The sequence below is a fragment of the Streptomyces sp. NPDC058295 genome (assembly GCF_042880655.1).
Taxonomy (GTDB): Bacteria; Actinomycetota; Actinomycetes; order Streptomycetales; family Streptomycetaceae; genus Streptomyces; species Streptomyces coriariae.
The window spans coordinates 41592-49455 of record NZ_JBHVYO010000057.1; the positions used below are offsets into that span (position 1 = coordinate 41592).

Consider the following 7864-nt stretch of genomic DNA (forward strand, 5'->3'; position numbering starts at 1 on the left):
GGCGACCTTGTACCGCCTCCCCCGTGGTCGTCGATTTACCTGGTCAGGAACTCTCGTTGACCTGCTCGGAACCGTCGGCTCAGTGCACGCCGAACAGGTCGAGCAGCTCCGCCCTGCCGAACATGCGAGCGGTATCGACGGCCGACGGCGTCCCCTGGGAGGGGTCGGCGCCGGCCTCCAGCAGGACCTTGATGACGTCCGTCTCGCCCTTGAAGGCCGCCCCGGCGAGCGGGGTCTGGCCTCGGTCGTTGATCCGGTCGGCCTCGGCGCCGCGGGCCAGCAGGGCCCGGACCGCGTCGGCGTGGCCGTGGTACGCGGCGAGCATCACCAGGGAGTCGCCGCGGTCGTTGGTGAGGTTGGCCGGAACGCCCGCGTCGACGTACGCCACGAGTTCCTCGGTCCGACCCCCGCGGGCCAGATCGAAGATCTTGGTCGCCAGCTCCACGACCTCCGGGTCGGGGCCTTCGCTCATCGGCCGGTCCGCCTCTCCACTCAACCGTTCAGGTGAATCGCCAGCGTACTGGCTCGTCGGAAACATGGCCGGTCCCGTCGGCGGCAAAGATCACGGGCAGACCCGTCCGACGCAACTCTCCTGCTCAGGCAGCCCACCAGGCCTTCCGCCAGCCGGGGGAAATCAGCCGTATTTCACCCAGTTGCACCTTTTATAGTATGGATACATCCTGTGATCCTGGAAGTACTCATGGTGACTGTCCCCCGCGAACCAGGAGAACCCAAATGATCCTGTCCATGTCAGGCGTAGTCCTGCTCGGCATCATCGTCTTCCTCTTCTTCCGCAAGGACGGGCTCAAGGCGTCACACGCCGTGGTCTCGGCCCTGTTCGGGTTCTACATGGCCAGCACGGCCATCGCCCCGAGCATCAAGGCAGGCGGCGAGAGCCTGGCGAGCCTCCTCGGCGGCATCAAGTTCTGACGCCGCCCGTCCCGTCCGTACGCACCTCACAGGAGACAGCAGTGGCCCGGCGCCCCCTTCCCAGCATCCTGAGCACAGGCAGCGCGCAGATCGCCCGGAGCCGGGAGCTGGCCCGGACGGCGGCCGACAGCGCCACCGATGTCCTCCATCCGCTGATCACGATCGCCCGCGGACTGCGCCGGCTGGCCTCGGCCGGGCGGCGCAGGTGGGCCGAGACCCCCAGGGACAAGCGCGGACCGCTGCTGTTCCTGGTGGCCTCGTTGATCCTGGTCGTGGTGCTGGTGCCGTACGGCCCGCTGCTCGCCGTCATCACCCTGATGGCGGCAGCGGCCTGGCAGGGCAGGGACCGCACCCCACCGGCTCCCGAAGGCCCCGACGAGTCGCAGATCCAGCGACTCCAGGTGCTGTACGAGGCCCTGGTCCCGTACTTCTCGACGGCCGACGACCCCGCTCCCCTGTACGCCCACGGCGGCGACTGGGAGACCGTCTTCCCGACGCAGGAGTTCGACGACTCGGGCCGCGTAGCCCTCCTCGTGATCCGCTACCCCGCGTTCTTCCCGGACGGAGAGGCCGCACCACGCGCCCGGATCGAGCAGCTGCTCGCCGCGAAGTCCGGCCGTGGCCGCGAATACCTCTTCGTCTGGGACGAGGAGGGCAACGAACTCACCCTCAGTGTCCTCAGCCCTCTCCCCACCGACTTCGCCGCCCAACGCTTCGTCACCGCCCCCGGCGAGACGGTCCTGGGCTTCACCGACCCCTCCCGGGTCCAGCGCACGCTTCCCCTCGCCCACGGTGAGGACCGGCGCGACGTACCGCCGGTCGTCTGGCGCACCGGCGTCCGCTCCACCGAGCCGCACCTGCTGGCGGTCGGCCAGCCCGGCAGCGGCACGTCCACCCTGCTGCGCTCCATCGCCCTCCAGGCCCTCCAGCACGGTGACGTCCTGGTGATCGAGGGCGGCAGCACCGGCGAGTACGCCTGCCTCACCGGCCGGGACGGCGTCCTGGGCGTCGAGGTCGGGCTGGCCGGTGCGCTGGCCGCCCTGGAGTGGGCGGTGCACGAGACGGAGCGCCGGCTCGTCGCCGCCAACCTCGCCCGGCAGGCGGGCGACCCGCCGCCGGACGACACCAGACACCCCCTGTGGATCCTTCTGGACCGCCCCACCGCCTTCACCCACCTGGCCGACACGGACGGCCGCGAGGACCCGCAGTCGCTCCTCCAGGTCCCCCTCCGGCACGGCCGCGCGGTCGGGGTCACGGTGGTGGTGGCCGAGCAGTTCGACGCCCTGGACTCGCTGAGCGACGCCGTACGGCAGCACACCCGCGCGCGGGTGGCGCTCGGGCCGGCGTCGAAGCAGCAGCTGGAGGCGGTCCTCGGCGCACCCCCGCACACCACGCCCGTCGACCACACACCGCCGGGACGCGGATACGCCCGCCTCGGTTCGGGGCCGGTGCACCGGCTCCAGGTGCCGGCGACGCCGGACCCGTACGACGACGCGACGAGCGACGCGCATCGGCAGGCGGTGCTGGACCTGCTGCCGCCGCGCTCGGCCCCGGCCGACACGCAGACGTTGCCTCCGGTACCGGCCGAGGTCGTGTTCACCAAAGCCGTGGACACGGACGACACCGACACGGAGGCCGAGTCCGCGAAGGCGGATGCCGACGCCGTGGGCGCGGAGCAGGTGTCGAGCGCGGGCGGATGACCGCTCCCGCCGCGCGTTCTCTCTAGGCGACGAACGTGCGCGGCCCCTCGGCGCCGACCGTCCCCCCGCTCTGCACGATCCGGGCCGCGGCCGCCAGCCGGGCGGCCGCCTCCTCCGCCACCGCGCCTCCCACGGTGAACGGCAGCCGCACATACCCCTCGAAGGCGCCGTCGACGCCGAACCGCGGTCCGGACGGCACCCGCAGGCCCACCCGCTCCCCCGCCTCGGCGAGCCGCGACCCGGAAAGACCCCCGGCCCGCACCCACAACGTCAGCCCGCCCTCGGGCACGGCGAACTCCCACTCGGGAAGCTCCCGGCGCACCGCCGCGACCAGGTCGTCCCGGTTCACCCGGGCCTGGTGGCGGCGCAGCTCGACGGCCTGCTCCCAGCCCCCGGTGCTGAACAGCCAGTTCACCGCCAACTGCTCCAGCACCGGAGTGCCCAGGTCGGCGTAGGCGCGGGCCGCGACGAGGCTGCGGATCACGTCCGGGGCCGCCCGCACCCAGCCGATGCGCATCCCGGCCCAGAAGGCCTTGCTCGCCGACCCCACCGTGATCACCGTGGACCCCGCCGGGTCGAAGCCGCACACCGGCCGGGGCATCTCGACACCCTCGTCGAGCCACAGTTCGCTCATGGTCTCGTCGGCGACCAGCACGGTCCCGGCGGAACGGGCCGCCTCCACGAGTTGGCGCCGCTGGTCCTCGTCGGCGAGCGCGCCGGTCGGGTTGTGGAAGTCGGCGACGACGTACGCGATACGCGGCGCGGCCTCGCGCAGGACCTGGCGCCAGCGGTCCATGTCCCACCCGGCGAGCCCCTCGGCCATCGCGACGGGCACCAGGCGCGCACCCGCCTCCCGCATGAGCTGGAGGATGTTGGCGTAGGAGGGCGACTCGACGGCGATGCGTTCGCCGCGCCCGCCGAACAGATGACAGATGGCGTCGATGGCGCCCATCGCGCCGGTGGTGACCATGATCTGCTCGGGCATCGTCGGGATGCCGCGCGCGGTGTACCGCTCGGCGATCATCGACCGCAGCGCGGGCAGGCCCGCCGGATAGTCGCCGTGCGTGTGGGCGTACGGGGGCAGCTCCTCCAGCGCGCCCCGCACGGCGCGGGTGAGCCAGGGCTCGGGCGCGGGCAGTGCCGCGCAGCCCAGGTCGATGATCGAGCCGAGGGCCTCGGGCGGGAGGGGCTCCAGGCCACGCGCCGGAACCGGGTTGCCGGCCGGGACGGCCGTCCAGCTGCCCGCGCCGCGCCGGGACTCCAGGAACCCCTCGGCACGCAACGCCTCGTAGGCGGCGGCGACGGTCGTCCGGCTCACGGACAGGGAGAGGGCCAGTTCGCGCTCCGCGGGCAGGCGCGCGGCGACGGGGACGCGGCCCTCCAGCACCAGCAGCCGGATGCCGTCGGCGAGCGCCCGGTAGGCCGGCGGCCGGCGCGACCCGGGGCCGGCCGGGCGGTCCTGCTGGGACTTGAGCAGCCGCGCGAGCTGTGCGGCCCCCACCGCCGAGGTCCACTGCGCCATGATTACCAGTCCACCTTCCCCGAATTGGCCATGGATGCCCTGCGCTTCCAAGCCACAGAGTGTCACGGGTCAGGCCACTACGACCACCAGGGGGACCCCTTGTCCGAGCCGCCGCCGCAGGAATCACCCTCGCGGGATCCACGCGGCCACCTCGCCCGCCGGCTGATCCAGCTGTACGTCGGCCTCGCCCTGTACGGCGCCAGCTCCGCCCTCCTGGTGCGGGCGGGGCTCGGTCTGGAGCCCTGGAACGTGCTGCACCAGGGTCTCGGCGAGCTCACCGGCCTGACGATCGGTGTCGTGTCGATCGTCGTGGGCGCGACGGTACTGCTGCTGTGGATCCCGCTGCGCCAGCGCCCGGGCCTCGGTACGGTCTCCAACGTCTTCGTCGTCGGCCTCGCGATGGACGGCACGCTCGCGTACGTCCCCGAAGCGCACGGGCTCGCCGTCCATGTGCCGCTGCTGCTGGCGGGGATCGTCCTCAACGGGGCGGCCACCGGCCTCTACATCGCCGCCAGCTTCGGGCCCGGCCCGCGCGACGGGCTGATGACGGGGCTGCACCGGCGTACCGGGCGTTCGATACGGCTGATGCGGACGGCCGTCGAGGTGGCGGTCGTGGTGACCGGCTTCGCCCTCGGCGGCACCATCGGCGTCGGCACCCTGCTCTACGCGGTGACGATCGGTCCGCTCGCCCAGCTCTTCCTGCGGATGTTCGCCGTTCCCGCTGCACCGGGCGGCAGCACGGTCGTTGCCACCGGGACACCACAGGGAGCCATACTGCGTCCGTGACCAGCCTCATGACCCACCCGTATCTCGACCATCCGGGGCCCATCCCGTTCGCCCACCGCGGTGGGGCCGCGGAGGGCCTGGAGAACACCGCCGCGCAGTTCCGGCGCGCGGTCGAGGCGGGTTACCGCTATATCGAGACCGATGTGCACGCCACGCGGGACGGCAAGCTCGTCGCCTTCCACGACGCGACGCTGGACCGGATGACCGACGGTGCCGGCCGCATAGCCGATCTCCTCTGGTCGGACATACGGCACGCGCGCGTGGCGGGCAAGGAGCCGGTGCCGCTCTTCGAAGAGCTTCTGGAGACCTTCCCCGAGGTGCGGTGGAACGTCGACCTCAAGGCGGAGCCCGCACTGCACCCGCTGCTCAACCTGATCGCCCGCACGGGCGCGTGGGACCGGGTGTGCGTCGGCTCGTTCTCGGAGGCGCGGGTGGTGCGGGCCCAGCGGCTGGCCGGGCCGCGCCTGGCGACCTCGTACGGCACCCGGGGCGTGCTCAACCTGCGGCTGCGGTCCTGGGGCGTGCCCGCGGCGCTGCGTCTCTCGGCGGTCGCCGCACAGGTGCCCGAGAGCCAGTCGGGCATCCAGGTCGTGGACCGTCGCTTCGTCCGGGCCGCCCACGCGCGCGGGCTCCAGGTGCACGTGTGGACGATCAACGATCCGGAGCGGATGCACCGGCTCCTGGACCTCGGGGTCGATGGCATCATGACCGATCACATCGACACGTTGCGCGAGGTCATGGAGGACCGCGGCGTCTGGGTCTGACCTCGGGCCCGTCGCCCGTGCGCGACTGCGGAAGCGGGAAGCGAGGGCACGGGTGGACATCGACACCGTGCGGACGGCGGCGTCCGAGGAGGCCGCCGAACGGCGGCGCGAGCAGCGCGGCTGGTACTTCTACGACTGGGCGTGCTCCGTCTACTCGACGAGCGTGCTCACCGTGTTCCTCGGCCCGTACCTGACATCGGTCGCCAAGCGGGCGGCGGACGCCGACGGGTACGTGCATCCGCTGGGCATCCCGGTGCGGGCGGGCTCCTTCTTCGCCTACTCGGTGTCCCTGTCGGTGATCGTGGCCGTGCTGGTGATGCCCCTGGTGGGGGCGGCCGCCGACCGCAGCGGCCGCAAGAAGCCCTTGCTGGGCGCCGCCGCGTATGTGGGCGCCGCGGCCACGACCGGCATGTTCTTCCTGGGCGGCGACCGCTATCTGCTGGGGGGCGCGCTGCTGATCGTGGCGAACGCGGCCCAGTCGGTGGCGATGATGCTCTACAACTCCTACCTGCCGCAGATCGCCCCGCCCGAGGAACGCGACGCGGTCTCCTCCCGGGGGTGGGCCTTCGGCTATGCGGCGGGCTCGCTGGTCCTGGTCGTCAACCTGGTGCTCTACCTCGCCCACGACTCCTTCGGCGTCTCCGAGTCGATGGCGGTGCGGATCTGCCTGGCCTCGGCCGGCCTGTGGTGGGGCGGCTTCACGCTGATCCCGCTGCTGCGGCTGCGCGACCGGCCGACCACCGCCCGGGAGGCGACCGCTCGACCGGATCCGTCGGATCCGTCGGTCCGCACGGCTCCCGGACTGCGTCAGCTCGCGGCGACGGTCCGCGACATGCGCCGCCACCCGCTGACCCTCTCCTTCCTCCTCGCGTACCTGATCTACAACGACGGCATCCAGACCGTGATCTCCCAGGCCTCGGTCTACGGCTCCGAGGAGCTCGGCCTCGGCCAGTCCACGCTGATCGCCGCCGTCCTGCTGGTGCAGGTGCTGGCCGTGGCGGGTGCGCTGGGCATGGGGCGGCTGGCCCGGACGTACGGCGCGAAGCGCACGATCCTCGGCTCGCTGGCGGCCTGGACGCTCACCCTGGGCGCCGGCTACTTCCTGCCGGCCGGGGCGCCGGTCGGCTTCTTCCTGCTGGCGGCCGCGATCGGCCTGGTCCTCGGCGGCAGCCAGGCGCTGTCCCGTTCCCTCTTCTCCCATCTGGTCCCGCCCGGCAAGGAGGCCGAGTACTTCTCGGCGTACGAGATGAGCGACCGCGGCATGAGCTGGCTGGGCCCGCTTCTCTTCGGGATCACCTACCAGCTGACCGGGAGCTACCGGGACGCGATCATCTCGCTGGTGGTCTTCTTCGTCGTGGGCTTCCTGCTGCTCGTTCGGGTGCCGGTACGGCAGGCGATCGGCGACGCGGGGAACCCGGTGCCCGAGAAGATTTAGCACTCAAGGCGAAAGGGCGGTAGTGTACGCGTTTGGCCTGCCAGGCGTACCGTTACTGCGCGTCAAAGATGCCGAAACGCTGGGTGACATCTCCTTTCAGATGTGACAAACCGGGCGCCGGTGGGTACTGCACTGGTTGACAAGACCGCGGCTACGACGGCGACGCATGACCCGGAACGGGACTCCGAACGGGAATCTTTACCGCCGACCGGACGTTGACCGGATGACGACGACAGCGACACCTGTCCTGTGGGCGACAAGCCCGGGAGGCACGATTCATGAGTGAGCGAGCTCTTCGCGGCACGCGCCTCGTGGTGACCAGCTACGAGACGGACCGCGGCATCGACCTGGCCCCGCGCCAGGCCGTGGAGTACGCATGCGAGAAGGGGCACCGGTTTGAAATGCCCTTCTCGGTCGAGGCGGAGATTCCGCCGGAGTGGGAGTGCAAGGTCTGTGGAGCCCCTGCACTCCTCGTGGACGGCGACGGCCCTGAGGAGAAGAAGGCCAAGCCCGCGCGTACACATTGGGACATGCTGATGGAGCGGCGGACCCGCGAGGAACTCGAAGAGGTCCTCGAGGAGCGGCTCGCCGTTCTGCGGTCCGGGGCGATGAACCTTGCGGTACATCCCCGCGACAGCCGTAAAAGCGCATAGCCCCAAGGGGCTGTGACGCGCTTCACAGCTAACGACAAACGACCGCGGGCGCCGTACGTGACATACGTACGGCG

The 7864-nt window shown here is 71.6% G+C and carries 8 protein-coding genes; 6 read left to right on the forward strand and 2 right to left on the reverse strand.

The genetic code is table 11. From position 1 onward, the window contains the following. Window positions 1-79: 79 nt before the first annotated feature. A complete protein-coding gene (locus ACFVYS_RS37890) occupies window positions 80-472 on the reverse strand; it encodes an ankyrin repeat domain-containing protein (RefSeq protein ID WP_054239571.1) in 393 nt (130 codons plus the stop codon). 263 nt (window positions 473-735) lie between these two features. Here ACFVYS_RS37890 and ACFVYS_RS37895 point away from each other — a divergent pair, with 263 nt between their 5' ends. Next, on the forward strand, window positions 736-930 hold the full coding sequence (locus ACFVYS_RS37895) for a hypothetical protein (RefSeq protein WP_020128927.1): 195 nt from the start codon (window positions 736-738) through the stop codon (window positions 928-930). Between the two features lie 41 nt (window positions 931-971). Next, window positions 972-2630 (forward strand): hypothetical protein, encoded by a 1659-nt coding sequence (locus tag ACFVYS_RS37900; RefSeq protein WP_389509606.1) that lies wholly within the window; start codon window positions 972-974, stop codon window positions 2628-2630. 22 nt (window positions 2631-2652) lie between these two features. Here the strand turns inward: ACFVYS_RS37900 and ACFVYS_RS37905 are convergent, their stop codons facing one another. Then, complete coding sequence (locus ACFVYS_RS37905) at window positions 2653-4152, reverse strand: PLP-dependent aminotransferase family protein (protein ID WP_389509608.1); 1500 nt, start codon at window positions 4150-4152, stop codon at window positions 2653-2655. 99 nt (window positions 4153-4251) lie between these two features. Between ACFVYS_RS37905 and ACFVYS_RS37910 the strand changes: the two genes are divergently transcribed. From ACFVYS_RS37910 to ACFVYS_RS37925, 4 genes are all read left to right on the forward strand, one after another. After that, window positions 4252-4938 (forward strand): YitT family protein, encoded by a 687-nt coding sequence (locus ACFVYS_RS37910; RefSeq protein WP_389509610.1) that lies wholly within the window; start codon window positions 4252-4254, stop codon window positions 4936-4938. Between the two features lie 8 nt (window positions 4939-4946). After that, complete coding sequence (locus ACFVYS_RS37915) at window positions 4947-5702, forward strand: glycerophosphodiester phosphodiesterase (protein WP_389509623.1); 756 nt, start codon at window positions 4947-4949, stop codon at window positions 5700-5702. Between the two features lie 52 nt (window positions 5703-5754). Further along, on the forward strand, window positions 5755-7137 hold the full coding sequence (locus ACFVYS_RS37920) for an MFS transporter (RefSeq protein ID WP_389509611.1): 1383 nt from the start codon (window positions 5755-5757) through the stop codon (window positions 7135-7137). A gap of 278 nt (window positions 7138-7415) precedes the next feature. Then, window positions 7416-7790 carry an RNA polymerase-binding protein RbpA gene (locus tag ACFVYS_RS37925; protein ID WP_020128921.1) on the forward strand — a complete coding sequence of 125 codons (375 nt, stop codon included), beginning with the start codon at window positions 7416-7418 and terminating at the stop codon, window positions 7788-7790. Window positions 7791-7864: the final 74 nt, after the last annotated feature.

Coding starts and splice junctions, on each gene's coding strand:
- ACFVYS_RS37925 (WP_020128921.1), top strand. CDS start 7,416: ATGAGTGAGCGAGCTCTTCGCGGCACGCGCCTCGTGGTGACCAGCTAC.
- ACFVYS_RS37890 (WP_054239571.1), bottom strand. CDS start 472: ATGAGCGAAGGCCCCGACCCGGAGGTCGTGGAGCTGGCGACCAAGATC.
- ACFVYS_RS37915 (WP_389509623.1), top strand. CDS start 4,947: ATGACCCACCCGTATCTCGACCATCCGGGGCCCATCCCGTTCGCCCAC.
- ACFVYS_RS37905 (WP_389509608.1), bottom strand. CDS start 4,152: ATGGCGCAGTGGACCTCGGCGGTGGGGGCCGCACAGCTCGCGCGGCTG.
- ACFVYS_RS37895 (WP_020128927.1), top strand. CDS start 736: ATGATCCTGTCCATGTCAGGCGTAGTCCTGCTCGGCATCATCGTCTTC.